Source organism: Spirosoma sp. KCTC 42546 (assembly GCF_006965485.1).
Classification (GTDB): Bacteria; Bacteroidota; Bacteroidia; order Cytophagales; family Spirosomataceae; genus Spirosoma.
The window spans coordinates 7,812,943-7,838,525 of sequence record NZ_CP041360.1; the positions used below are offsets into that span (position 1 = coordinate 7,812,943).

Annotated in this window: 23 protein-coding genes; 18 read left to right on the top strand and 5 right to left on the bottom strand. The window is 45.6% G+C overall.

What is annotated here, in order from left to right; genetic code table 11:
* Positions 1-35: 35 nt before the first annotated feature.
* Together EXU85_RS31725 and EXU85_RS31730 are read right to left on the bottom strand one after the other, a co-directional pair.
* On the bottom strand, positions 36-1,151 hold the full coding sequence (locus tag EXU85_RS31725) for a mechanosensitive ion channel family protein (RefSeq protein WP_142775923.1): 1,116 nt from the start codon (positions 1,149-1,151) through the stop codon (positions 36-38).
* 18 nt (positions 1,152-1,169) lie between these two features.
* Positions 1,170-1,595, bottom strand: a complete 426-nt coding sequence (locus tag EXU85_RS31730) for a lasso peptide biosynthesis B2 protein (protein ID WP_142775924.1) — start codon at positions 1,593-1,595, stop codon at positions 1,170-1,172.
* A 591-nt stretch (positions 1,596-2,186) separates the two neighbouring features.
* Here EXU85_RS31730 and EXU85_RS31735 point away from each other — a divergent pair.
* The 18 genes from EXU85_RS31735 to EXU85_RS31825 all read left to right on the top strand — a co-directional run bounded on the left by EXU85_RS31735 (position 2,187) and on the right by EXU85_RS31825 (position 23,600).
* Complete coding sequence (locus EXU85_RS31735) at positions 2,187-5,222, top strand: DUF5689 domain-containing protein (RefSeq protein WP_142775925.1); 3,036 nt, start codon at positions 2,187-2,189, stop codon at positions 5,220-5,222.
* Positions 5,223-5,611: 389 nt separating this feature from the next.
* Positions 5,612-6,055 carry a 50S ribosomal protein L13 gene (gene rplM / locus EXU85_RS31740; RefSeq protein ID WP_142775926.1) on the top strand — a complete coding sequence of 148 codons (444 nt, stop codon included), beginning with the start codon at positions 5,612-5,614 and terminating at the stop codon, positions 6,053-6,055.
* A 6-nt stretch (positions 6,056-6,061) separates the two neighbouring features.
* On the top strand, positions 6,062-6,448 hold the full coding sequence (gene rpsI / locus EXU85_RS31745) for a 30S ribosomal protein S9 (protein ID WP_093825819.1): 387 nt from the start codon (positions 6,062-6,064) through the stop codon (positions 6,446-6,448).
* A 162-nt stretch (positions 6,449-6,610) separates the two neighbouring features.
* The gene (rpsB, locus tag EXU85_RS31750; protein WP_142775927.1) at positions 6,611-7,444 is read left to right on the top strand and encodes a 30S ribosomal protein S2; all 834 of its coding nucleotides are present in this window, start codon (positions 6,611-6,613) and stop codon (positions 7,442-7,444) included.
* Positions 7,445-7,615: 171 nt separating this feature from the next.
* Positions 7,616-8,449: a translation elongation factor Ts gene (tsf, locus tag EXU85_RS31755; protein WP_142775928.1), complete on the top strand. Its 834-nt coding sequence runs from the start codon at positions 7,616-7,618 to the stop codon at positions 8,447-8,449.
* Positions 8,450-8,809: 360 nt separating this feature from the next.
* Positions 8,810-9,415 (top strand): RNA polymerase sigma factor, encoded by a 606-nt coding sequence (locus tag EXU85_RS31760; protein WP_142775929.1) that lies wholly within the window; start codon positions 8,810-8,812, stop codon positions 9,413-9,415.
* Positions 9,416-9,624: 209 nt separating this feature from the next.
* Positions 9,625-10,473 (top strand): mechanosensitive ion channel, encoded by an 849-nt coding sequence (locus EXU85_RS31770; protein WP_142775931.1) that lies wholly within the window; start codon positions 9,625-9,627, stop codon positions 10,471-10,473.
* 87 nt (positions 10,474-10,560) lie between these two features.
* Entirely contained in the window at positions 10,561-11,556 is a 996-nt protein-coding gene (locus EXU85_RS31775; protein WP_142775932.1) for a DUF3078 domain-containing protein, read from the top strand.
* A gap of 74 nt (positions 11,557-11,630) precedes the next feature.
* The gene (mscL, locus tag EXU85_RS31780; protein ID WP_142775933.1) at positions 11,631-11,963 is read left to right on the top strand and encodes a large-conductance mechanosensitive channel protein MscL; all 333 of its coding nucleotides are present in this window, start codon (positions 11,631-11,633) and stop codon (positions 11,961-11,963) included.
* Between the two features lie 90 nt (positions 11,964-12,053).
* Positions 12,054-13,406 (top strand): UDP-N-acetylmuramoyl-L-alanine--D-glutamate ligase, encoded by a 1,353-nt coding sequence (gene murD, locus EXU85_RS31785; RefSeq protein ID WP_142775934.1) that lies wholly within the window; start codon positions 12,054-12,056, stop codon positions 13,404-13,406.
* Between the two features lie 34 nt (positions 13,407-13,440).
* Entirely contained in the window at positions 13,441-14,562 is a 1,122-nt protein-coding gene (locus tag EXU85_RS31790; protein ID WP_142775935.1) for an FtsW/RodA/SpoVE family cell cycle protein, read from the top strand.
* Between the two features lie 105 nt (positions 14,563-14,667).
* The gene (gene murG, locus EXU85_RS31795; protein ID WP_142775936.1) at positions 14,668-15,783 is read left to right on the top strand and encodes an undecaprenyldiphospho-muramoylpentapeptide beta-N-acetylglucosaminyltransferase; all 1,116 of its coding nucleotides are present in this window, start codon (positions 14,668-14,670) and stop codon (positions 15,781-15,783) included.
* 48 nt (positions 15,784-15,831) lie between these two features.
* Positions 15,832-17,217, top strand: coding sequence for a UDP-N-acetylmuramate--L-alanine ligase (gene murC, locus EXU85_RS31800; protein WP_142775937.1), 1,386 nt, complete (start codon positions 15,832-15,834; stop codon positions 17,215-17,217).
* A gap of 36 nt (positions 17,218-17,253) precedes the next feature.
* Positions 17,254-18,027, top strand: a complete 774-nt coding sequence (locus EXU85_RS31805) for a cell division protein FtsQ/DivIB (protein ID WP_142775938.1) — start codon at positions 17,254-17,256, stop codon at positions 18,025-18,027.
* Positions 18,024-19,427 (top strand): cell division protein FtsA, encoded by a 1,404-nt coding sequence (gene ftsA / locus EXU85_RS31810; protein WP_246859334.1) that lies wholly within the window; start codon positions 18,024-18,026, stop codon positions 19,425-19,427. Before EXU85_RS31805 ends, ftsA begins: the two co-directional genes overlap by 4 nt.
* Before the next feature lie 79 nt (positions 19,428-19,506).
* Positions 19,507-20,955: a cell division protein FtsZ gene (gene ftsZ / locus EXU85_RS31815; RefSeq protein WP_142775939.1), complete on the top strand. Its 1,449-nt coding sequence runs from the start codon at positions 19,507-19,509 to the stop codon at positions 20,953-20,955.
* A 62-nt stretch (positions 20,956-21,017) separates the two neighbouring features.
* Positions 21,018-21,722 carry a DNA alkylation repair protein gene (locus tag EXU85_RS31820; protein ID WP_142775940.1) on the top strand — a complete coding sequence of 235 codons (705 nt, stop codon included), beginning with the start codon at positions 21,018-21,020 and terminating at the stop codon, positions 21,720-21,722.
* A gap of 153 nt (positions 21,723-21,875) precedes the next feature.
* Positions 21,876-23,600, top strand: a complete 1,725-nt coding sequence (locus EXU85_RS31825; protein ID WP_142775941.1) for an amidohydrolase family protein — start codon at positions 21,876-21,878, stop codon at positions 23,598-23,600.
* Positions 23,601-23,708: 108 nt separating this feature from the next.
* Here the strand turns inward: EXU85_RS31825 and ffh are convergent, their stop codons facing one another.
* The 3 genes from ffh to EXU85_RS31840 are packed head-to-tail and all read right to left on the bottom strand — an operon-like array spanning position 23,709 to position 25,496.
* Positions 23,709-25,028 (bottom strand): signal recognition particle protein, encoded by a 1,320-nt coding sequence (ffh, locus tag EXU85_RS31830; protein WP_142775942.1) that lies wholly within the window; start codon positions 25,026-25,028, stop codon positions 23,709-23,711.
* A gap of 6 nt (positions 25,029-25,034) precedes the next feature.
* Positions 25,035-25,238, bottom strand: coding sequence for a type II toxin-antitoxin system HicA family toxin (locus tag EXU85_RS31835; protein WP_142775943.1), 204 nt, complete (start codon positions 25,236-25,238; stop codon positions 25,035-25,037).
* A gap of 6 nt (positions 25,239-25,244) precedes the next feature.
* Positions 25,245-25,496, bottom strand: a complete 252-nt coding sequence (locus EXU85_RS31840; RefSeq protein WP_142775944.1) for a type II toxin-antitoxin system HicB family antitoxin — start codon at positions 25,494-25,496, stop codon at positions 25,245-25,247.
* Between the last annotated feature and the right edge of the window lie 87 nt (positions 25,497-25,583).

Sequence of the window (25,583 nt, forward strand, 5' to 3'; positions counted from 1 at the left end):
TCTGAGATACATCATATATCCTATACCATACATCTTCATACATGTTTTTCCTCCGGCTTCAACTCTTCAGCCAGTACCAAACGTGTCTGGGGCAGGCCCAGTGGATATTCATCACGAATAAACGCAATTAATTGTTCGCGCATATGGCAACGTAAATCAAAAGCCGATGGCGCATCCTGGGCCGATACAAGGATACGTAGCTGAATACAGGTGGGCGTTGTGTCCGTCACTTGTACCGCAAAGCTGTCGCCCGTCCAGAGAGGATCGGCTTCGGCCAGTTTGCGCGCCTTTTCCCGAACCTTGTCAACAGGCACGTTATAATCCAGGTACAGAAAAATTGACCCAATGATAGAAGCATCGGAGCGCGTCCAGTTCTCGAAAGGCGTTTCAACAAAGTACGTGATGGGCAGGATAAGTCGACGGCGATCCCAGAGCCGAACAATTACACTCGTAAGGTTGATTTCTTCGATGCGTCCCCACTCCTTTTCAACAACTACCGCATCATCTAACCGAATCTGCTGGTTAAAGGCTATTTGAATACCGGCCAGCAGATTCGCTAATGTTTTCTGGGCGGCAAATCCAATAACAACGGATACAACACCTGCCGAAGTCAGCACGCTTAATCCCACTTTCCGACTTCCCTGGAATGAAATCAGCATCAACGATGTCCCTAGAACAACAACAAGAATAGCGGTCAATCGACGCACAAAACGAACCTGTGTAACAAATTTTCGTTGCGAGAGATTAACATCTTTTGTTGTGTCGTACTCATGAATAAGCCTTTGCTCGCCGACTTTAAGCAATTGAACGACTAACCAGGTAGTAGCAATCAGAAAGAGAATTTCGGCCGTTTTGTTGGCAACGGGATGCCGACGCAGAAACCGTTCTGATTGCATATTGGTTGCCAACAGGAAAAACAGAGAAGGCACGAACACCCAGAACGCCCAGCGTGCATAGATCTTGAGAAAAGCCAGCGTCCGAAATGGCCGACGACGTACGATAAACCGAATGATTTGTGTCACGACGAAATCAACTGCCAAGCCTAGTATTACGGCTATTATAAGCAATATCCACCCCGACAAGTCACGATTGGGAATATAACCAAACCAACGAACCACGGCTCGTATCCATATATCCAGTTGTTGCTGCATTGACAATTTATGCTAATTCTACTGCCAGACCCAAATCGGTTGAAAGCTACTATCTGGCGATTGACCAATCAATATTGTTCCATTCTTTTCAACCCAGGCGTGAGCCTCAAACGTATGGCTTTTCTGAACGCCTACAATAAGCTCAACATCTTTTTCCGTTCTCAGGAAATAAGTTAGTGCCAATGCCTGCGGTAAGCAAACTGCGGATAAGGTACCGCTTACTTTTTGAATAGCCCAGACTCTTCGCTCAATTAGCTGGTCTACAGTATTGTTGTATTTCTTTGCCGCAGTTACTTTACTGTATACCGTCCTGAATTGCTGAAATGAAAGAAATTTCAACCCTATCCGAATTAGGACCACAACTGTAAATGTTTGTGTGATCAACCGTTGGTCTGCAATGGGTAAGCGGGCAAACTCATTAAACCGTTTCCACCAATTTTTCATAAATCAAGTCGGTCTATAGTTTACCCGGCCTTTTGCACAGGTACGTTCATCTGTATAAAGAAGAAGCAAACTTCTTGTCTTTAAGCGCTCGAATAAGGCGTGGGATACCTGTACCAGCTATTGTTTATAGCTTACCAAATGTAAGAATTTATTGGTATTAGGTTTTCCTTCACAAATCGCCAGCTACAGAACTGCCTGTGTTATAACCGAGTATGCTCCTATCATTATTTGAAAACAAAAACAAACAAAATTTTATTAATCCACTGAAAATCAACACATTAAATAGATATACTTTTTCAATAAGGAAGGCCGATTATCTTGATCAGCAAGTAAAATCACTAAAAAATGCTAATAGTGGCTAATACATGTAATTAGCATATGTGTTTCTTTAACAACATAATTGTTTGCATTAATACATAATGTCAACCACTAATTTAATTTTTCCAAGTAAATATTTAACTTTCTTATGAACATAAATAAATAACATACAAAACGCATCTTCATAAACGATTGTAGTTTTAATTTATAGGCTAAATAAACATTAATACACTTCAAACTTTAGAATTTGTCTTTCTCTGACCCGTTTTAATTATGTTTAAACAACTACTCTTCGTTCTGGCTTTTCTTCTGGTAACGAACACGTTACTGGCACAGGTATCACTAACGGGTACATCGTACACCGAAACATTTGATGGCCTCGGCTCAAGCCTTCCCTCTAGCTGGTCTATTTACACAGGTGCGACTAGTACAACACTAGGAAATACAGCGACTTACGTTTCTGCTACAACAGCATGGACGTCAACAACTGGTAACTTCAGAAATGTAGCATCAGGAGATTTAGGTGCTGGTTCAACTAACACACAGCAAAATGCATCAACAGACAGAGCTATAGCTATTAGGCAGACAGGTTCATTAGGTGACCCTGGTGCAGCCTTTGGTGTTAAACTCGCCAATACTACTGGCTTACAAGACTTTAAACTTTCCTTAAAACTCCAATCGCTTGATCCTTCATCTGCAAGAACAACTATCTGGGCTGTTCAGTATGGACTAGGTGATTCGCCGACTAGCTTTACTACGGTAGCCACGCAAGCCATTGGCGGTTCTACCTTTTCTAACAATACGGTAAACTACGAATTTGGTTTTGCCCTGGACAATATTGGCCAGGCTGTTTGGATACGGGTTGTTGCCTTAACAGCCAGTACGGGTAGTGGTAGCCGACCTACTACAGGTCTCGATGATTTTTCACTATCCTACTCTCCACTAAATAATGATCCAAGAATCGCCGTTTCAGCCGTATCTCTACCAGGTATGACCTATACAGCCGGTGAAACCCCTACTTCCAGCACTACCTTTACGGTTGCAGGTAAAAATCTTTCACCCGCAACTCCCGTAGTTGTTTCCCCTTCTGCAAACTTTGAAGTTTCGACAAGTAGTAGTTCAGGATTTACAGCAAGTCCGCTTTCATTAACGCCAGCAGGTGATGGCTCCGTAAATCAACCTATCTACACCCGTTTAGCCGCTGGTCTTGCTGCCGGCCCTTATTCGGGTACGATTACCGTAAACACTACAGAAGTAGCCAGTTCAAAGTCAGTTGCAGTTAGTGGAACAGTTTACCCTGCCGGAGCTACTGGTCCTTGTGGTATTTCTAATCCAATCAGTACAATTCGTGCTGCTACGGATGGAGTAGTCTTTAAAGCGACAGGTCGGGTTACCTCTATCCTGACGACAAACATTTATATTCAGGATGCAACAGGTGGTATTTTGTTATATACCGGAACAGGTACAACGATCGAGATTCCAGAGCTGAGTGTTGGCGACGAAATACAGGTAGCAGGCGAATTAGCTACCTATCAAACAGACAAAGAGTTGAAAAACTTCACAGGCTGTTTCGTTAAAACTTCTGCGGCTAATGAAATACCTACATCAACAACTGTATCAACTGCTACCCTTTGCAACCACAAAGGAGAGCTGGTCACGTTACCAAGTGTGAGCATTGTAACACCTGCCGGTACTACTCTTTCTGGAAATACTACGTACACTCTAAGCGATGGCACACAATTGCGCATCCAGAATGGAACAGATTTAGTAGGTGCAACCCGCCCATCTGGCGCTGTAGATATTACGGGTGTCGTGAGCCAGTTCAATAACGTCTGTCAGATACTGCCCCGTTCAACCGCCGATGTGCCTGGTGCAACAGCAAATACAGCCTCCTGCCCAGAGGTAGGAACAGGCGGTACAGCAGTCTCCCTGGATAACACCTTAGATATTGTCTGGTGGAACGTAGAATGGCTTGGCAATACAGGCTTCGGCCCTACCAACGAAGTTCAGCAGCAGGCTAATGTTCAACAACAACTGCAGGCAATGAACCAGGATATTTATTGCCTTGAAGAAATTACAGACCTATCCAAATTGGATGCCATTGTTGCAACGTTAAATACGAATACAGGAAAATCGTATACCTACACATGCGGTGCAAATCCATCCCGTACACCAGCTATTTATTATTCACACTGGTTCGATATTCCAGAAGTACCTAGCGACCCTACCACTTATGCCCAGAAAGTATGCTTTGTATATAACACAGCTATCGTGACTAACGTATCGGCGAGCCAGATTCTGGATTTCCCTGCTTCGTTAAGCGCCAGCGCCTGGGCGTCGAATCGGTTTCCTTTATTGATGAGCTGCGATGTTACGATCAACGGGATTAAGAAACCCCTAAAACTTGTGGGTCTCCATGCCAAGTCGGGATCAGATGCCTCGTCATACAGCCGTCGTATAGCCGACTTCAACTCGCTCAAAAGCTACCTTGATACTACATACCCAACCGATAACGTGTTGATTATGGGCGACTATAATGACGATGTAGATCAGTCAATTTATATAGATGCAACAACCAGCACTACCAATATTACCTCCTTTAGTGCGTTGTCAACGTCTCCCGATTATACTGTGATTACCAGGCAGCTCAGTAACTGTAATATTTCCAGCACAGCTTCTTACCCAGACATTATAGACCACCTAACGATCTCGAATGAAATTAGCACGAATGGAGCCTTCCCGGCTAGTGGAATACAGTATGTACAGAATTCGGTGAAGGCAATTCGGCCAATTACAGGTGGTACTACTACATCTGACCACTTCCCGGTAACGGCCAGGTTCCTGTTTGCGGCTACGGACTTAACGCCTACGATTGATCTACCTCAAGCTAGCTTTAGCGAGAATGCCACAAACAACTTTGTAGCGACTATAGCCGAAGTTGGTGGCGTGTTTTCTTCTACGGGAAACACAACAATTACGATCTCAGTACCCGCAGGCTACACAATTGGTTATGATAATACGCTCACCAGTATCAATGTCACCGATGGAACAGCTAATCCTGTTGCGGTAGATAATACCAAATGGAGTGTTACCAATAATGCATCTGACATTCAGCTAACGCTAGCCATTGCGGCCGGACAATCTATTGCGGCCAATGGAAAATCTGTACTAGGCTTTAGCGTGACTCGTACCAGTGCTAATACAGGCAGTGCATCAAACATTGTACTTAATATATCGGATGATGCCTCGCAAACGTATGATGGCAACCTATTAAATAATGTTTACTCCCGAATTATTAGCGGTTTATAAGTAAGCATTTACCCATTCAAGAACTGAGCCGATCATCTTCAAGATGATCGGCTCAGTTCTTGAATGGGTAACTAGTTTTACACTTACGCAGCTATAGTGGGATCAACTATATGGGTTTTGTCAGATGGGAGCCCAGCCCGAAATGTTTTCAAATTCACATAGCTGCTATCTTTCTCTTCTCGCTATGACATGCTACGCAATCTAGGCGAAAGGAGTCCGTCAGCTAAAGTAATCCGGTTAGGTTTTTGAAAATCACGGTTTTGCGTCATATTCTCTGCATACCCTTGTTTTTCAGACCCATACCACCTATATTTGCACTCCCGTTTCAGGACGGGCCTATATTTATTATAGGTAAGCATTTAAAAATCAAACAATTAGTCTCCATAACAGTGAATACGCTCAGTTACAAAACCATCTCTGCCAACAAAGAAACGGTGCAGAAGGATTGGATTGTGGTTGACGCTCAGGGCGAAGTGCTCGGTCGGCTGGCCAGCAATATCGCACGCCTGATTCGCGGCAAACACAAAACCAACTTCACTCCACACGTTGACTGCGGAGATAACGTGATTGTCATCAACGCCGATAAGGTGCGCCTGACAGGTGCTAAGATGACCGACAAAATTTACGTTCGCCACACGGGCTATCCCGGCGGTCAACGGTTCGCAACGCCCCGGTTGTTGCTCGAAAAACATCCCGAGCGCATCATCGAGCATGCTGTAAAAGGTATGTTACCGAAAAATCGGCTTGGTCGTCGGTTGTACACCAACCTGTACGTTTACGCTGGTGGTCAACACCCGCACGAGGCTCAGCAACCAACAGCAGTTAAATTCTAAGTCATAATGGATCGTATTAATACCATTGGCCGCCGTAAAACTGCCATCTCCCGCATCTATATGTCGGCGGGCAGCGGAGCCATCTCGGTAAACGGGAAAGATTACAAACAATATTTCCCTACCGAAGTCCTGCAAATCATTCTGAACCAGCCGTTTGCAACTGTTAACGGTGTTGGTGGCTACGACGTAAAAGTGAACGTTCGTGGTGGTGGTGTGGCTGGCCAGGCCGAAGCTACCCGTATGGCTATTGCCCGTGCGCTGGTTGAACTAAACGCTGAGTTCCGTCCTGCCCTGAAAAAAGAAGGGTTCCTGACACGGGATTCGCGTATGGTTGAACGGAAGAAGCCAGGTCGTAAGAAAGCCCGTCGCCGGTTCCAGTTCTCGAAACGTTAATAGTCAATGTGTAATGCTCAATGAAGAATGGATAATGAACGTGTTCTCATTGTACATTTTACATTAACCATTATTCATTCAATTTCAAGTCCAGACTGCCCTTAGATGATGCCGACGGGCGGTGCTGCGTATTTTTTCTAACAATCATTTTTCATTCCGAAAATGGCACAAATCGAATATAAAGACCTCTTAGACGCTGGTGTGCATTTTGGCCACTTAACGCGCAAGTGGGATCCCCGGATGGCTCCGTACATCTTCATGGAGAAGAACGGCATCCATATTATTGATCTTAATAAAACAGTAGCTGCGCTCGAAGAAGCCTGCAATTCCATAAAAGGTATTGTACGTTCGGGCCGGAAAGTGATGTTTGTGGCTACGAAAAAACAGGCTCAGGAGATTGTTTCGGAAGAAGCACGTCGACTGAAAATGCCTTACGTTACAGATCGCTGGCAGGGCGGTATGTTAACGAACTTCGCCACAATCCGTAAGTCGCTGAAGAAAATGCAAACGCTGGATAAAATGCTGAAAGACGAGGAGACCGTCAAGAGTATTGCCAAGCGTGAGCGTTTGACCCGCACCCGCGATAAAGAGAAACTGGAACGTGTATTGGGCGGTATTGCCGATCTTACCCGGTTGCCAGCGGCTCTGTTTGTGGTTGACGTAAAGCGCGAACACATTGCTGTTGCCGAAGCACACCGTCTGGGGATTCCCGTATTTGCCATGTGTGATACGAACTCAAACCCAGAAGACGTGGACTTCGCAATCCCGGCTAACGATGACGCTTATAAGTCGATTGCGCTGATTACGCTTGCCATTGGTAAAGCCATTGAAGAAGGCCTGATGGAGCGTAAGCAGGATAAAGACGATCAGCGTGTTCAGGAAGAGGAAGAAGCTAAACGCACTGAAGACCTTGCTCAGGCTCGTGCTGAAGGCGCTACACAGCCCGAAGCAGAAGCTGCACCAGCCGCTGTTGCTGAAGATGAGCAGGAAGCATAATATATAGTTTGCAGTTCGAGGTTTGTAGGTTTACTAAGCTTCAATTGCAAACCTCGAACTGCAAACTAACCGATAGCCCGTAGCAGCCGCTATGGGCTATTCCATTTCAGTATACAATAATCTAATTACCAACTAATTTTTGGCAATTTAAATTAACAACCACCTTTTATTATGGCAATTACTGCTGCTGATGTAAATAAGCTTCGGCAAGAGACCGGAGCCGGTATGATGGACTGCAAAAAAGCCCTTACCGAAGCCGATGGCGATTTTGAAAAAGCAAAAGAAATCCTCCGCAAACAGGGACAGAAAATAGCTGATAAACGGGCTGATAACGCAACCGCTGAAGGTATTGTGTTAGCACACGTTAGCCCAGATGGCAAAACAGGTAAAGTAATAGCGTTAGCCTGCGAAACAGAACCTGTGTCAAAAGTAGCCGATTTCCAGAATCTGGCAATGGCTATTATGAGTAATGCCGTTTCAACCGATGCTGCCGACAAAACAGCATTGTTAGCTATTCCTCAGGCAGATGGTCGCTCACTACAAGATCATATTACTGATCTGATGGGGAAAATCGGGGAAAAAGTCGACGTGGCATCCTACGAAACCGTATCGGCTGATAAAGTTGTTTCTTATATTCACTCGAATGGTAAACTTGGCGTATTAGTTGGTCTTACCAACACTAATGGTAACGATGTTACTGAAGTTGGTAAAGACATTGCCATGCAGATTGCCGCGATGAAACCTGTTGCGTTAGACAAAGATGGCGTTGACGCTACTATTGTAGAACGTGAAATTGAAATTGGTAAAGAGCAAGCCCGTCAGGAAGGCAAACCTGAAGCCATGCTCGAACGAATTGCAATGGGTAAACTTAACAAGTTCTATAAAGAAAACACATTGCTCAATCAGGAGTTCGTAAAAGACAATTCGGTAACAATTGCGCAATTACTAGAAAAAACCAGCAAAGGACTAACAGTATCGGTCTTCAAGCGGGTAGCAATCGGCTAGTCGATTTCAACACACTGATCATTGATCATAAAAAATGCCCGGCTACTCAGTCGGGTATTTTTATTTCAAGCAACGATAAAAAATATACGTAAATTAATTAACTGATAATCATACATATATAGGTAATATATTACTAATTGTGTAAGCCTTGCAGAATTTAGTTTAAATGAATAGTTGAGTTATTTATTTCTTTCGTTCATGATAAATATGTGGTAATTAAGTCAATTTATGCTGAATGGTCACCGCTTTGGCTGAGCTTTTGCTTTAATTTATATGTGACCATTTTTTTTTCTATTATTGGCCTTATAGGACAGTTACTTTTACTAAACTTTCAGGTCTTAACAGCCACTACCACCTAGAATGGAGCACTATTCAGACGAAGAGTTGGTCCGGCACTATGTCGAAACGCAACGGAACGTCTATTTTGAACGATTATATGAACGCTACTGTGATAAAGTTTACAGGAAATGTTTGTCATTTACCAAAGATCCAGTTAGGGCAGAAGACCTAACGCACGACATCTTCCTGAAACTGGTTGTTAAGCTTAGCGGATTTAGAGAACAGTCTAAATTTTCAACCTGGTTATATTCAATCACATACAATTACTGCACCGATCAGCTCCGGTCGCATAACCTGCGCCGGGAGGTCTACATGGACGATGGTTGGGAGCGATTAGATGTGGGCGCTGACGATGAATTAGCCGAATTGGCTGAGATGGAAGCGCAACAACTTGAGCGCGCGCTACACCAGCTTCCCCCCGATGAACAATCGATGCTCCTGATGAAGTATCAGGATGATATTAGTATTCGAGATATTGCCAATATAAACGGATTAACTGAGAGCGCAGTAAAAATGCGCCTTAAACGGTCACGTGATAAGCTACGCAAACACTATCTCGAAGGTGCTATATTCTGGCTATTACTGGCTATTAAAATGGTATTATCTATTCGATGGCCTTTTCGTTAATCAAACGCTATGGAAAATACAAATCCCTTTAAACAACTTGAGTCTGACGCGGTCTGCCCTCCCAATCTAAAAACAGAACTCGTTTCAGAAATAGATTTAATTCGGAATGCAATAACGATCGTCGATCTCTACATCGGCGACTTATTGGATTTGGCGTCCGCTCTGATGAACCCACCTTACGTAACCTCTGATAACACAAATCCTCCCACATGAAAGAGCTTCCAGAATTGACTGAAGTTTTACGGAATACATTTCAAACCCTAATTGACCAATTTGTTGAGTTTGTTCCTCGCCTATTAGGGGCAATGGTCATTATGTTAATCGGGATTGGCTTTGCCCGGCTCGTCGCCCTGATTGTTCTGCGCGTGCTTGGTAGAGTAGGGTTTGACAAAATTGGTAATCGCCTGAATGAAATTAGTATTATCAAACAACTGAAGACAGAAATTAAACTAAGCGAAATTATTGCAAAAGTCCTTTACTACTTTATCCTGCTGGTTTTCATTAAGGCTGCCACTGAAAAATTAGGGGTGGCTGCTATCACCGAGATGGTGGCCTCGTTGATCAACTTTATTCCCAAACTGATTGCAGCCGCTATTATGTTACAAGTTGGTGTTTTGCTGGCCGATACCTTACGAGGAGCAGTAGTAAGTGTGTGTCAGTCATTTAATATAGCTTCGGGCAGACTACTCAGCATGATTGTATTTGTTTTCTTTCTGATCATTACCATTATCAGTGCACTGGGGCAAGCTGGTATCAACACAGAACTCCTTGAATCAAGCTTTAACCTCATTATAGGTGGTGTCATTTTCGCATTTGCCATTGGTTATGGAATTGCCTCCCGCGATTTAATGGCCAATATTCTATCCTCATTTTACACGAAAAATAAGTATAAAGAAGGCCAGACTATTCAAGTTGATGACGCAAAAGGTGAAATAATAAAAGTAGATAATATTTCACTTACACTCCGCACCGGCGCAACGACAACAGTAGTGCCACTTCAAACTTTACAAATGAAAAAAGTGGAAGTATTTGATACTCCTCCAACGGCTGCCGTATAAAAAGAGAGTTACCAACGCCCACCTGCTTCGTCTGACTGTCAACTAAATTTCACGCATTCTATGAAGACAAGTGCTCTTTTTATACTTATGAGTTGGTCTTTCTTAAGCCAGGCACTGGCTCAGGACTCACCTAAAGTTGTTCCTTCCGATTCAGTACGAGTTACCAAAAATTTTAAAGACACAATTTCAGTAAAGCCAGATACCTCCTATTGGCAACGATCCTTCAGTGGTGGGGTCAACTTCAATCAGGCCTCGTTCAGTAATTGGTCAGGGGGAGGGGTTAATTCGCTTGCAATTGGTGGTGTAATAGCGGCCCGTGCCCTCTACGAAAAAGGAAAAACTTCCTGGGATAACACCGCTGATTTGCAACTAGGCTATCTTACCCAGTTAGGTAATACCCGAAAAGCTGCGGATCAGATTATTTTGATCTCTGTGATAGGGCACCAGATTGCACCCAAATGGGATTTGTTTGTCTCGGGTACGTTCAATACATTTTTTGCGCCTGGTTATCGCTACGATAAACTTCCAGCAGATCAAACCCGTTTGCGTGTATCTAACTTTTTTGCCCCTGCTCAACTTACACTATCTATGGGGATTGCCTATAAGCCCAATGACTGGTTTTCGCTTCGAATGAGCCCAATAGCCCCTCGTTTTACCTTCTTAGCCGATCAAAGTGTTCGAGTGCGGGAACAGGCAGATGGTACATTTGTACCCGATGCTACACAAAAAGCCTTTGGTGTTGACCCCGGAAAAAGCAGTCGTATGGAATGGCTGGCGTTTCAGTTGCAGGCTGCCTTAAATCGTAATCTAACGGAGAACATATCGATTAATGCCCGTTATCAGCTGTTCACCCAGTATGCTCAATTAGATAATATTAACCACCGGCTTGATCTTATTATGACAGCCAAAGCAAGCCGTTATCTGAGTACCACTTTCGGTCTAATTTTGCTATACAATAAAGATTTTAGCTCTTCGCTACAGATTCAGCAAACACTGGCTATCGGATTATCCTATAACATCAGTTCATTTAAAAAGAAGAAAGACCCAATAAAGGCCACCGACCCACTTCCTGGTAGGTTTTGATTTGCGATAAACATTTTCTACTTTGATTTAATCGTTTGCTTAACTAGTGTTTCTAACCTAAAAAATTAGCCTTTATGTTTAGTGAATTTAAAACTTTTATCGCTCAGGGTAACGTACTTGACCTGGCCGTTGGCGTCATTATTGGTGCTGCCTTTGGCAAAATCACTACATCCCTTGTTGAAGACATCATTAACCCCATTTTGGGTTTAGTTCTCGGTGGCGTTGATTTCAGTCAGTTAAAAATTGTACTGAAAGAAGCAGTGGGCACAACTCCCGAAGTTGCTATTCGATACGGCAACTTCCTGAATACATTCATTCAATTCCTGATCATCGCCTGGGTTGTTTTCCTCATAGTGAAAGCAGCCAACCGAGCCCGTTTCTCAAATTCAATGGCATCCAAAGAGTAACCCTTTTTTAGAAAATTTGATTGAAAAGCCCTGACCAATAGTCGGGGCTTCTTCATTTATGCGTTATTTTGCCGATAGTACAGATTTACTATGTCAGTTCAAAAAATAGTCATTCTTGGCGGAGGTGAAAGTGGTGTGGGGGCTGCTTTACTGGCAAAAGCTAAAGGCTTTGATGTTTTTCTATCCGATAAAGGAGTTCTCAAAGAGAGCTACCGCAAAACCCTCCAGGCAGCTAATATACCATTTGAGGAAGGTCAGCACACAGAGGAGCGAATTTTAGACGCAACCGAAGTGATTAAAAGCCCTGGCATTCCAGAGAAAGTGCCCTTGGTGCAAAAACTTCGGACTCAGCATATACCTGTTATTTCTGAAATTGAATTTGCCGCTCGCTACACTAGGGCCAAACTTATTGGTATAACAGGCAGTAATGGCAAAACTACAACAACCTTATTAACATATCATCTCCTCAAAACAGCGGGGCTCAATGTGGGTCTGGCAGGCAATATCGGTGATAGCTTTGCAGAACAGGTAATCACAGATACATTTGACTATTTTGTGCTGGAACTGAGTAGTTTCCAATTAGACGATATGTATGATGCGCATCTCGATGTAATGGTTCTGCTTAACATTACGCCCGATCACCTTGATCGTTACGGATATGATTTTCAGAATTACGTAGCGTCTAAATTCAGAATTTTACAAAACGCCACTCTTACCGACGACTTTATCTATTTTGCCGAAAGTCAGCCAATTCTGGATGAACTAGCCAAACGGAATCCGATGGTTCGTCAGTTGCCAATATCTTTGGAAAAAGTCGTTTCGCCGGGAGGTTATTTAGCCGATGATCAGTTATTGGCCGCTAATAAGGATCATTCATTTACAATTTCACAAACAGATACACCCCTTCGTGGCCCGCATAACGCGATCAACATGTTGGCGGCTATCCTAGCAGCCCAGTCTGTCGGTGTAACAAACGAGGCTATTGCAAATGGACTAAAAACCTTTCAGAATGCGGCCCACCGTCTTGAGCCTGCAGGAACGGTCAACCATATCCAGTTCATCAACGACTCGAAAGCGACCAATGTCGACTCTGTTTTTTATGCTCTATCGAGTATGGATGCGCCAACAATCTGGATAGCAGGTGGTCAGGACAAAGGCAACGATTACAGCCAATTGGATAAATTAGTAGATCAAAAAGTAAAAGCGCTGATTTGCCTTGGCATAGATAATCATAAATTAGTGGAGTATTTTGGCGAGAAAGTACCGACGATTTACGAAACGCAATCAATTACCGATGCCGTAATGAAAGGGCTTGAACTGGCGGAACCGGGGGATATTGTCCTGCTTTCGCCAGCTTGTGCCAGTTTTGACTTATTCAAAAATTACGAAGACCGTGGCAATCAGTTCAAAGCCGCCGTTAAAAACCTAATGATGAATGCTTAAGGTAAAAGCATTCATCATTCATCATTAAAAAAACATGGCCCTCCGAGAATGGATTCGTACGCATCTTAAAGGCGACCGCCAAATCTGGTGGATTGTTCTTTATCTATCAATTATGAGCGTGCTGGTTGTTTACAGCGCAACGGGTACTAAAGCGTTTCGTGAGTTAGATGGAAATACAGAAGTCTTTCTACTAAAACATGGCTCTCTTCTTCTTATTGGATTAGCCTGTACGTATTTCGCGCATAAGATTAACTATGTCTACTATGCCCGCCTGTCGAAATATGGACTTTGGCTATCTGTTCCTCTCCTATTATGGGCCTTTTTCAAAGGTTCGACCCTGAATGACGCGTCGCGCTGGGTAACGATTCCTATTATTAACCAGACGTTTCAACCATCGGATTTAGCCAAACTGGCCCTTATTTCCAATTTGGCAGCGATGCTGGCCAAGCGGCAACGCTTCATGAATGACCCAACGGTATTATTCAATCTTATTCTCTGGATTGGCCTTATCTGTTCGCTAATTATACTCTCAAATACATCAACGGCTCTTTTGTTGGGCGCAACCTGTTTTCTACTAATGTACATTGGTCGGGTTCCAGTGCGCTATTTAGGCTATATGATTGCAGTATGTGTGGTGTTTGGAGGGATCGGTTTAGCAGCAGGGCAGCGATTGGGAACGGCGGTTAATCGGGTCAAAAGTTTTTCAAATTCCGACACCATCGTTTACCAGGTCGAACAATCGTATATCGCCCTGGCCAATGGTGGATTAACTGGTCAGGGACCCGGCAACAGCCATCAACGCAACACATTGCCCAACCCATTCTCTGATTTTATTTACGCTATTATCGTAGAAGAGTATGGGTTGATATTAGGGGGTATACCCGTCGTATTAGCTTACCTATGGTTTTTGTGGCGAGGCATGAAAACACTTCAGAAAGCAACTCGCCCTTTTGGTGGACTACTCTCAGCCGGATTAACCTTTAGTATTGTTTTTCAGGCCTTTGCCAGCATTTGTGTAGCCATTGGCTTGGCTCCTGTAACGGGACAGCCGCTACCGTTATTAAGTATGGGGGGTACATCCCTCATATTCACCGGCTTAGCGATTGGCATTGTTCTAAGTGTCAGTCGCGATGAAGCCGACGAAAGTAAAATTTAATGTTCATGGTTTACGGTATTCAGTTTATGGTGGGCTGACGCATCTAGTTGCTTTCGTCCCAGTTCACCATAAACCGAATACCGTAAACCATAAACCACAAACCGAATGAAAGTTATCATCAGCGGGGGCGGAACCGGCGGTCATATTTATCCAGCAATTGCTATTGCCAACGAGCTGAAGGCAATCGATCCGACAACGAAGATTTTGTTCGTTGGAGCTGAAGGTAAAATGGAAATGGAGAAAGTGCCCCGTGCAGGTTATGAAATTGTAGGCTTACCTATCGTTGGCATTAAGCGGGAACTAACGCTGGCAAACCTGGGCTTTCCGCTAAAATTAGGCCGGAGTTTACTTCGGGCCCGGCAGATCGTTAGTGATTTTCAGCCCGATGTTGCTGTGGGCGTAGGCGGTTACGCCAGCGGGCCTCTTTTACTGGCAGCATCACTAAAAGGAATTCCTACCCTGATCCAGGAACAAAATTCGTATGCCGGACTTACGAATAAAGTACTCGCCCGCTGGGCAAAGCGCATTTGTGTAGCCTACCCCGGCATGGACGCGTTTTTTCCGGCCGATAAGATCAAACTAACGGGGAATCCGGTTCGGAGCGATATCCAATTTGCCGATCAACAAGTGGCGGCTGGTCAGAAATTATTCGACCTGGAAGCAACTCGGCCAACACTGTTAATTATTGGCGGGAGCCAGGGAGCCCGAACAGTAAATGAGAGTATAGAGGCTGGGTTAGCCCGCTTTGTCGATGCAGGTATTCAGGTAATTTGGCAAACAGGTCCCGCCTTCATTGAACGGGCGCGGACAGCCGTAGCTACGCTTGCTTCGCCATTAATTAAACCTTACGACTTTATCTACGATATGGACAAAGCATATGCAGTTGCCGATGCCGTCGTATCCCGAGCGGGAGCGCTGTCCGTATCTGAATTATGTCTGGTTGGTCGCCCGGCTATTCTGGTACCATTTCCAGCAGCCGCAGAAGATCACCAAACAAAAAACGCCATGAGCCTGGTAGAGCATAATGCAGCCCTACTTGTCAATGACCGAAGTGCACGCGAGGAACTTGTCACCGCAGCATTAACTTTGCTAAACAATCCAGTTCAACGACAACAACTGAGTATAGAAATAAGATCTTTGGCCAAACCTAATGCCGCTCGCGACATTGCCAACGAAGTAATTAAATTAACAAAAATAAGGAGAACGGAGGAGAGGGATTAAAATCTCTCCTTTTTCCCTTCCTCCGTTCCCCCTTTCCTCCCCCAACAAATGACATTAGATCAATTCAAATACATTTATTTCCTCGGCATTGGTGGCATCGGTATGAGCGCTTTGGCCCGTTGGTTTCGGGTTAATGGCTACATCGTTGCCGGCTATGACAAAACGCCTACTGCTTTGACCGATGCTCTGCAAGCAGAAGGTATGACGATTCATTTCACCGAGGATGTTGATCAGATACCTGCTGCCTTTCGGAAAAATCCTGCCGAAACCTTAGTCATATATACCCCTGCCGTTCCTAAAACGCACGCCGAATATAGTTACGTTATAGAAAAAGGGTTTGCACTCCAAAAGCGGTCACAGGTTTTGGGCTTATTAGCTGGTCAGATGACAACAGTTGGGGTTGCTGGAACACACGGAAAAACCACTACGTCATCAATGGTTGCCCATATTCTGCGCGATGCAGGTGTAAACTGTGCAGCGTTTCTGGGTGGCATTACCAATAATTACGGCACTAACTTCCTGCTCAATGAACCCGCCGATGACCTTCGCTCCGTAGTTTGTGTGGTCGAAGCCGACGAATTTGACCGATCATTTCTGACGTTATTTCCAACTTACGCCATCGTAACCTCTACGGATGCCGATCATTTGGACATTTATGGGGCACATGATGCTGTCCTTGAATCATTTAGCAAATTTGTAAGTCAGATTGAAACCGATGGCGTTTTGTTCATGAAGCAAGGTTTATCACTTGCCGACAAAACAAATGCAGAGGTTCGGCAGTATTCTCTGAACGATGGCGACTATTACAGCCAGAACCTGCGAATTGAACAGGCTACGTTTGTATTCGACCTGGTCCATCCGAAAGGAGTTATTGCCGATATCCAACTGATGGTTCCCGGATTTCATAATGTCGAAAATGCTGTTGCCGCAGGAGCTGTAGCGCTGGAAGTAGGCGTATCGCCCGAGGCTATTCGATCGGCGCTAACAACCTACCGGGGAGTTCGTCGGCGGTTTGAGTATATTCTTAAAACCGATGAAGCTGTATTGATCGACGACTACGCACACCATCCTGCTGAAGTACAGGCCTTTTTGTCGTCGGTGAAAGCGCTGTATCCTGACCGAGAATTGACGGCGATCTTTCAACCACACTTATTCAGTCGTACACGTGATTTTGCGGAGGGCTTTGCCGAAAGTCTATCACTGGCAGACAATGTAATTTTGCTTGATATTTACCCCGCTCGCGAACTGCCGATGGAAGGAGTCACCTCAGAGCTGATTTTTCGGAGCGTACACTCGAAAAGCAAACAAAAATGCACCAAAGACGAATTGCCCGACGTTGTGCGAAAAATGAAGCCTTCATTGCTTGTCACCATCGGTGCGGGTGATATTGACCAATTGCTACCAACATTAAAATCTATCGTAACCTACCAATAGATAAAATAACTGAAAAACAATTCATCTTATTTACAGATGTTTTCTACCTTTAAATCATCCAAAAAGTGGTTGTTCGCCTTCGGAGGGCTTTTGAGTCTATTTGGTCTCATTGCTTTTACCGAAATCAGGCATGGGCAGAAGCATGTTCGGTCGGTGATTATACGAATTAATCAGACAGATGGGTATCATTTTCTGACGCGTCGGGATGCAATAGGCTACCTGACTAACGAAGGAGCAGATCCAGTTGTCGGTAAAGATTATGCCGATGTAGACCTGCGCCGATTGGAAAAAAGGTTGAAACAACATGGATTGGTAAAAAATTGTCAGATTTCACGTGACCTAACAGGTGCTTTACTCGTCGTGATTGAACAACCCAGGCCATTGGCCCGGTTAATGGCTTCAGGCGACGGGACAAGAACCGTATCGGGGCAGTATGTAAGTGAGGATGGCCACTTTTTCCCGATCTCTATGAATTATTCGGCCCGTGTTCCGATTCTGACCGGAAACTATTTCGCTCAAAATCGTTCGCTGGTCAGTGAACGAAACCAGCCATTGCTGGATTTGTTGAAACGAATACACGATGATCCGTTCTGGCGTGCACAAATCGCCGAGCTATCAGTAGATGAACAAGGTGAGGTGACCATGTGGCCGCAAATGGGCAATCATCGGATTGAATTTGGGCCACCCACCGAACTGGATGCGAAGTTTAGAAAATTAAAATTAGTCTATACGGACGTTTTACCAGCCAAAGGATGGGATCGTTATAGCCGGGTAAGCGTCCAGTACCGAAACCAAATAGTTTGCGAATGACAACAACGGGCATGGACGAAAAAATTGTAGTGGGTCTGGACATCGGTAGCACTAAGGTGTGTGCGGTGGCTGGACGGTTGATTCGAAACAACAAGGAACAGGAAACGCTCGAAGTACTGGGCGTAGGGGAGACGAATCTAACCGATGGAGTAGCCAAGGGGTCTGTCGTGAACGTCAACAATACAGTCAATGCAATTCGGCGGGCTGTAGCAGAGGCATCTAACCAATCTAACCTGAACATTCATTTAGTAAATGTCAGTTTCAGCGGTTCACACGTTACGTCGGTTAAGTCGAGTGGGAGCATTACCCGTTCATCATCCGGCGATGAGGTGCAGACAGAAGATATTGATCACCTGTTGAATGACATGTACCGGACGTCGATTCCGGCCGACAAGGAAATTATCCATGTCCTGCCAATGGATTTCGTCGTCGATACGGAAACGAATATCAATCAACCCGTTGGCCGGAACGGGGTTAAACTTGGTGCTGACTTTCAACTCATTACAGCTCAGGCAAACGCAGCACGTAACATCCGTAAGTGTATTACGCGCAACAATCTGGCGCAGGATACTATGATGCTGTCGGCGCTCGCGTCAGGTCTGGCGGTTCTGACTGATGAAGAAAAATACGCTGGCGTTGCGCTGGTCGATATTGGAGGAGGCACTACTGAGATGGCCATTTATTACCGAAATGTCCTTCGTCACGTGGCCGTTTTTCCATGGGCTGGTAATAGCCTGACATCCGATATTCAGGCGGGTTGCAAAATTCTACCCAATCAGGCTGAGTTGCTCAAAAAGAAATTTGGTAGCGCTAACCCCGGCGAATACAATCTGAATGAGGTTGTGGCGGTACCTGGGCTAAGCAATCGTAAGCCGAAAGACGTACTACTGAAAAATGTAGCTGTCATTATTGAAGACCGGTTGCGTGAAATTGCCGCATTGGTACAAGCCGAAATTATTCGGTCGGGCTACGACGGCAAATTGCTGGGTGGTATCGTCCTAACCGGTGGTTCAGCACTAATTCCAGGAGTGGAGCTTATTTTCGGTCGGGTAACCGGGGTTGAAGAAGTGCGCGTTGGGTATCCTGAGCATCTTGAACCTAATGGCCGTGCTGACCTGGTTGGCGATCCTGCCTATGCAACTGCAGTTGGTTTGGTGTGGGCAGGCTATAAGACCATCGACAATCGAATTTCATTCATCAGCGATCCAAATCGAATCCCTGAAGATCAGCCTGTTAGCCCAAGCAGTCGGGTAACTTACCCACCCGTTAGCGGAACAGGCGTTAAACCTACCGGGGGAACCAAGCTTCCAGAACCACCTGAGCCGCCTAAAAAAGGTTGGTTCGACAAACTTCTAGAAGCGCTACAGCCATCTCGTGGCAACGAAACCGACCCGTACTAGAAATCTTGTAAACTGGCCATGAGCCGGTTTACTCGCGATATACAGTTTTTGTAAATGAACAGACACCACAACCCACACGATGAATAGTCAGGGCTATAGATTCGAAATTCCAGACGATAACCCAATTATTATTAAGGTTGTCGGCGTGGGCGGCATGGGAGGTAATGCCGTTAAGCACATGGACAAACTGAAAATGCGGGATGTCAGCTTTGCCGTGTGTAATACTGACCGTCAAGCGTTGATGAGTAATCCAGTGCAAACCAAATTGCAACTGGGCGACGGGTTGGGGGCAGGTACCGAGGCCAAAGCAGGTGAAGATGCTGCCCGAGCGAGTATCGACGAAATTCGGAACCTGCTGGCTCCGCCAACGAAAATGGTTTTTATCACGGCGGGTATGGGCGGTGGTACCGGTACAGGTGCAGCTCCCGTTGTTGCCGAAGTAGCTCGTGAGATGGGCCTGCTAACGGTAGCTGTTGTAACGGCTCCCTATTGGTACGAAGGAACTGATAAGAAAGAGCAGGCTCGTGAAGGAATTGAAAAGCTAAAGAAAAGCTGCGATACCGTATTAGTTGTTCTAAACGACAAACTAGCTGAGTTATATAGCGAACTGACATGGACAGAAGCCTATGCTCATGCCGATGACGTGCTGGCCAATGCGGTGAAAAGTATCGCTGAGATTATTACGACCCAGGGCGATATCAACGCTGACTTTGCCGACGTGAAGAAAGTGCTCGAAGGAGCTGGACAATCTGTTATGGGTTCAGCCGAGATTGGGGGCGAAGACCGTGCTCTTCGCGCTATCGAAGCGGCATTGAACTCACCTTTGCTGAACGATCACGACATTCGGGGAGCTAAGCGGATTCTGCTAACCATTTCGTCGAGTAAGCAACACGCCATGAAGCTGAAAGAGCAAATGGCCATTTCGGAACACGTTGCCAAGAAAATTCAGAGCGAAGCCCGCATGTTTAAGTTTGGTGCCATCACCGACGAAAACCTTGGCGAAAATCTACGGGTAACTATCATTGCAGCTGGTTTCGACGGTACATCTGCGCTCATGGATCAGCTTAAAGATCCAGGCACTAATGTGGTAGAGCCTGATCTACTAGAAGCAGAAGAAGACCAGCCCCAGGATAGCTTGACGGATGAAGAAACCCCCGAAGACTTGGTACTGGTCGACGCGGATGGGAATGAAACAGATTCAGAGCCCGTCGGCGTAAGCGTGAAGCCCGATGATAAGCAAACACCAACAGGTGGTTATAATGGCGGCTCATCCATTGTTCGACCAGAACCACCCGTTTTTACGGGATCTTTTCAGGATGATGATGACGATATTGACGTATTAGAACTGGACGAAGTAGAACGACCTAACGATGCCGATCTTATCAAGAAAACCGTAGAGGCTTTTGTAAAAGGTCAGTATTTAGCTGCCGACCTCGATCGCCCAACCTTTGAGCGGAATAAGACTATGCTCTACCCGCTACCGCTCTTAGCTGAGCAGGAGTTTGTGCGTTCAAAGCTCAATGATTAAGCAGGGGCCCATGATGCTCCATTTCTGGCAGAGACTTCTAGGTCTCTGCTTTTTTTGTTCTAATGGAACTGACGTACACTGCCGTAAAAGAAGCTCTGCTTGCTTTTGCTCAACCTGACCGAGCTAGTTGGGTTGCTCGTTTTTTTAAGACCACTCCGGGTCAGTATGGTGAAGGTGACCTCTTTTTAGGGCTTTCAATGCCAGAGCAGCACATCATTGCCAAACAGTATCATAACCTACCCATTACAGAAACCGAGCTGTTACTACGTGACCCTTATCACGAATGCCGTATGGTAGGGCTGTTGATTTGGGTTAACCAAACGAAGAAAGCTCGTCCAGCTCAACAATCGGAAATTCTGGAACGGTATCTGGCCAACCGACAGTTTATCAACAACTGGGATTTAGTAGATGTCACCTGCCCGCACATTGTTGGTCGATCGGTCATTCATGGAGACCGATCAATTCTATATGAGCTGGCCGCTGAAGATCATCTCTGGAGCCAGCGCATTGCTATCATTTCGACTTTCGCGCTGATTCGGCTGGGGCAGTTTGGAGATACCTTCGCCCTGGCCGAACTATTGTTGCCTCATAAACACGACCTGATTCATAAGGCAATTGGCTGGATGCTACGCGAAGTAGGTAAACGGAATATAGATGCCCTAGAAGAATTTTTGCATGACCACGTCCAGCAAATGCCGCGTACAACTCTCCGCTATGCCATCGAACGATTCGACCCCGCCCGCCGACGGTATTATCTTGACTTATAGCATACTAAGCAATCCAATTGACCTATCCATGTAACTCGACTGATGAGGGCAGTAATGAAAACGAAGTAAGGACAATGCCTTAGCGGGCTAAAGGGCGGTGAACCAAAATATTATCCTTATATTTTGCAAACCAACCTCTTCAGTCACTTTCTGATGAAAACCGTCTTCTTCGCTTGCTTATGCATGGTACTGTCGTTTGCTAGTTCTGGTCAAACAAAATCGGCAAAGCCTGTTCCCTACGATGTTATTATTCGAAATGGCCTGATTTACGATGGTTCCGGTCAAAAACCGTACAAAGGCGATGTGGGCATTCGGGCAGACCGGGTCGTGGCGATCGGTACCTTGTCGAATTCCAAGGCAACTACCATTGTAGATGCCAATGGTATGGCGGTGGCACCGGGATTCATCAATGTACTATCACATACGGGCGCGTTTCTGCTCAAAGACAACCGCTCTATGAGCGATTTGAAGCAGGGGATTACAACCGAAATCTTCGGCGAGTTATCGTGGGGTCCGGTTAAGACCCAGGCCATGCGCCAACGAATCAACCGCAACCTAACCACGTTTGGCCCTGGCGCTGATACCTGCAGTTGGACAACGCTGGCGGAGTTTATGACCAAACTGGAGCGCAAAGGCATTACCCCAAACATTGCTTCGTATGTAGGCGCAGGCGAAGTCCGCATGAACGTACTGGGCGAGGACGACGTGAAACCTACTCCCAGTCAGTTAGCCCAGATGCAGGCATTGGTTCGGGAAGCGATGGAAGGCGGTGCGCTGGGCGTAACAACTATGCTGATTTACCCCCCAAATACCTTTGCCAATACCGATGAACTGATTGCGCTGTGTCGCGAAGCTTCTCGATATGGAGGCCGCTACATTGTTCACATGCGGAGTGAAGGTGATCGGCTGGAAGAGGGTATTCAGGAACTCATCAAGATTGGGAAGGAAGCCAAACTCCCTGTCGAACTCTATCATTTTAAGGCAAGTGGCGTACGAAACTGGCCTAAAATAGATAAGGCTATTGCCATGATTAATCAGGCAAGGCAACAAGGCCAGGACGTAACCGCCAACATGTACACCTATACGGCCGGTGGTACGGGCTTAACATCCTGTTTACCACCTTATGTCTTCAACGGGGGCTTTCTGGCAGGCTGGAAACGATTACAGAACCCTATCGAGCGCCGAAAAATTGCCCAGGAAGTACATCATCAAACCCAAGAATGGGAAAACTTATTCGCCTTAGCAGGTTCTATGGATAATATTTTGCTGGCGGATTTTGAACAGGATTCACTGAAGAAATACGTCGGTAAAACATTGGGGCAGGTAGCCGCTATTCATGGAAAAGACCCACTCGAAACCGCAATGGATCTAATTGTGCAGGACAAAGCCCGGGTTGGAACAATCTATTTCCTAATGTCGGAAGAGAACATCCGAAAGGAGATTCAGCAACCGTGGGTCAGCTTCGGATCGGATGCTGCTTCGATACGGGAAGAAGACAACCAAAACGGCACCACACACCCCCGCACTTTTGGCAACTTCGCCCGGTTGCTAGGTCGATACGTTCGGGACGAAAAATTGATTTCGCTGGACGAAGCCATCCGCCGACTAACCAGTTTACCTGCAAGCAATCACAAACTCAAGGATCGCGGTTTGCTCAAGCCAGGCTACTTTGCCGACATCGTTATTTTCGACCCGGCTACCATAGGCGATAAAGCTACATTCGAGAAACCCTTCCAATACGCTACGGGTATGCAACATGTCTTTATCAACGGGAAACAGGTACTAAAAGATGGACAACATACCGGTGTCTTACCAGGTCGGGCATTGTGGGGACCGGGTAGAAAAGAGAAAGTGATAGCAGGCTCGAAAAAGATTTAAGACTCCTGACTTGGCCTACCCGCATGAAAAGTCTACCAGGTTATAAAAGCAACTAGCCTTGACTGTGTCAAAACAGTCAAGGCTAGTTGCTTTTAGGATACGTAGAGATTACCGCATCATTTTATTCAGCTTTCCGGATGACTGCATGGTATTCATTTTCTTCATCATCTTACGCATTTCATCGAACTGCTTCAGCAAATTATTCACTTGCTGGATATTGGTACCACTACCCGCTGCGATTCGTTTTTTACGGCTTCCATCAATGATGTCAGGTCGGCTACGTTCCTTTGGCGTCATCGAGCTAATAATGGCTTCGATGGGCTTGAACGAATCGTTATCGATGTCCAAATCCTTGATCATCTTGCCCATGCCCGGAATCATACCGAGCAGGTCTTTGACATTACCCATCTTTTTGATCTGCTGCAACTGCGACAGGAAGTCGTCGAAGTCGAACTGATTCTTACGCATCTTGGCGTTGATGCGTTTGGCTTCATCTTCATCAAATGCCTGTTGCGCCCGCTCTACCAGCGAAATCACGTCGCCCATGCCCAGAATCCGGCTGGCCATCCGATCGGGGTAGAATACGTCGAGCGCTTCCATTTTCTCGCCCGTACTAATGAATTTGATGGGCTTATTGACAACCGTTTTAATGGAAAGAGCCGCTCCACCTCGGGCATCACCGTCAAGTTTGGTGAGCACGACGCCATCGAAATTGAGCCGTTCGTTAAACGTTTTAGCTGTATTGACCGCATCCTGCCCCGTCATGGAATCAACCACAAACAAGGTTTCGGTGGGTGAAATAGCCCGTTTAACCGCTTCGATTTCCTGCATCATCGCTTCATCGACTGCCAAACGTCCGGCGGTATCGATAATGACGATTTTCTTACCTGTTTTGCGAGCCTGATCGATACCGTTCTTCGCAATGGCAACGGCGTCTTTGTTTTCTGGCTCGGCATATACATCGACGCCAACCTGTTCGCCCAGGACTTTCAACTGGTCGATAGCCGCTGGCCGGTAGATATCTGCAGCAACGAGGAGTACACCCCGTCCCTGTTTTTTCAGAAAGGCCGCCAGTTTACCCGAAAAGGTTGTTTTACCCGATCCCTGCAAACCTGCAATCAGAATGACAGCCGGGTCGCCTTTGATATTGATGCCCTGTGCTTCGCCACCCATTAACTCGGTCAGTTCTTCCTGAACGATTTTAACGAATAGTTGGCCCGGTTCAACAGAAATAAGCACCTTTCGGTCAAGCGCTTTATCACGAATGCGGTCGGTAATTTCTTTGGCAACTTTATAGTTTACGTCGGCGTCGGTCAGCGCACGGCGAACTTCTTTAATAGTTGCAGCAACGTTGATTTCGGTAATGCGGCCCTGCCCTTTTAGGGTTTTAATGGCCTTATTTAGCTTATCCTGAAGATTCTCGAACATGCGTTTTTAGACTTCATTCCGGTCAATACCGGCTTGTTTCAAAATGGTGTAAAATGTACCTTTTGCCATATCCCGATTACCGTGCATCGGAACCGGAATAGTGCGATTTAATTCTTCACTGAAATAAATATGATGGCTACCTTTTATACGCTGTAATTCCCATCCGCGTTCTTTCAATAAATTAATCAGGCGTTTTGGCGAATAATCCATCAAAAATCAAGCAACTTGGTCAGTTAGAGGTGACTGTGACAGATTGATCGAATATTCAAACGTTTCACTATCATCGTCAATTGATATCCCCTTCTCTGCATATACCTCCAGGCATCCTTCCGCAGCTTCACGGGCCATAGCTATTGCTTCTTCAATGGTTTCACCCCATGTTATACAACCCGGTATAGATGGGACTGTAGCCGTATAAACGCCCTCTGGCTCTTTACGTAATAAAACCCGGTACGTGGATTGCTTCATGACTCTAGTGAATATATTGTTACAAAGATAACAGTTTCCCACGCTCAATAATTGCCCATTAGCGAATAGAGCCGGAGATGTAAGCGA